We start from the raw sequence: 1,398 nt of genomic DNA on the forward strand, positions 1-1,398 counted from the left end.
TGATAATAATGAGCTCGATATTGTATCGGGCTCATTTTGTTTAAATTCGACTTGATTCTATCATTATTGTAATAGTTTATGTATTGGTTTATCTCTTTTTTTAATTGGTCTACTGATTTATATTTTTTAAGATAAAACAGTTCAGATTTTAATATTCCAAAGAAGTTTTCAATTATTGCATTGTCTAAACAATTTCCTTTTCTTGACATACTTTGTACAATCCCTTTTTCTTTCAGCAAATTCTGATATTGTTTCATTTGATATTGCCAGCCTTGATCTGAGTGCAGTGTTAGATTAGTGTTATTTGGTATTTTTTTAAATGCTTTTTTGAGCATCATAACTACTTGATTAAACACTGGCCGTTCTGTGAGTTCATAGCTAATTATTTCTTGATTAAATAAATCAATAATAGGCGATAAATACAATTTTTGACCCGAGACATTAAACTCGGTTATATCGGTTGCCCATTTTTGATTTGGTGCAACTGCTTTAAAATTGCGCGCCAAAATATTAGGAGCTATTTTCCCGTGCTCTCCTTTATAAGACTTATATTTCTTAACCCTTATAACACTTTTCAACCCTAGTAAGTTCATCAACTTTAAAACCGTTTTATGATTGATAATTATTCCTTTGTTGTTTAGTTCGTCTGTTATTCTTCGATACCCATAACGGCCTTTGTGCTTGTGATAGATTGAATTAATCCATTCTTTAATAGCCTTATATTTATCAGGTATTTTACTTTGTTTTTGATAATAATAAAAACTACTACGTGCCACGTTTGTAAGGTTTAAAAGTAAATTTAAATCATACTGATGCCTTAATTCCATTATGACTTGCGCTTTTTGGCTTTCCCTTCGGCTTGAATTAAGGCTTGTAACTTTTTTAGAAAATCAAGTTCACATCGTAATGCTTCATTCTCTAAAAGAAGTTCTTCCTCTCTAGTTAATGGTTTATCAGATTTACGTTTTTTGCGTTTAAAATTACTCATAGATTTTTGTCTGCCTTTGGGTTTAGGTTCTAATCCCTTCAAACCAAAGTTAACAAAATCTCTTTTCCATTTGATAATAGTTGAGTCGGTAGGAATATTAAATTTCAAACGAGCTTCTCTTAATGATAATGAATCCCTATCAATTGAGAGTAATACTTTTTGTTTGAAATCAATGGAATAAACCCGATTCCTCCTAGGCAACAATCCAACTTTGCCATATTCTCTGTAAAAACTAACCCACTTACGAATATTAGATTCACTAGTGTCTTTTTTATTCGATACCGATGCACAGGAATAGTGCTCATTGGTAACTAATTTTACACATTCCAGTTTAAATGCGTAATCATACTTGACTTTTCTTTCCATAAAAATACCCCCAAATAGTGTCTAACTTTTTGGGGGCAGTGCAT

The 1,398-nt window shown here is 31.3% G+C and carries 2 protein-coding genes; both read right to left on the minus strand.

Annotation, left to right across the window (positions count from 1 at the left end; all coding sequences use genetic code 11):
• A partial coding sequence (locus QO182_RS19430) for an IS3 family transposase (protein ID WP_371563713.1) occupies nt 1-827 on the minus strand: 827 nt, incomplete at its 3' end.
• On the minus strand, nt 827-1,354 hold the full coding sequence (locus QO182_RS19435; protein WP_371563716.1) for a helix-turn-helix domain-containing protein: 528 nt from the start codon (nt 1,352-1,354) through the stop codon (nt 827-829). The genes QO182_RS19435 and QO182_RS19430, both read right to left, overlap by 1 nt.
• Nucleotides 1,355-1,398: the final 44 nt, after the last annotated feature.

It is taken from the genome of Flavobacterium sp. Arc2, assembly GCF_041431385.1.
Taxonomy (GTDB): Bacteria; Bacteroidota; Bacteroidia; order Flavobacteriales; family Flavobacteriaceae; genus Flavobacterium.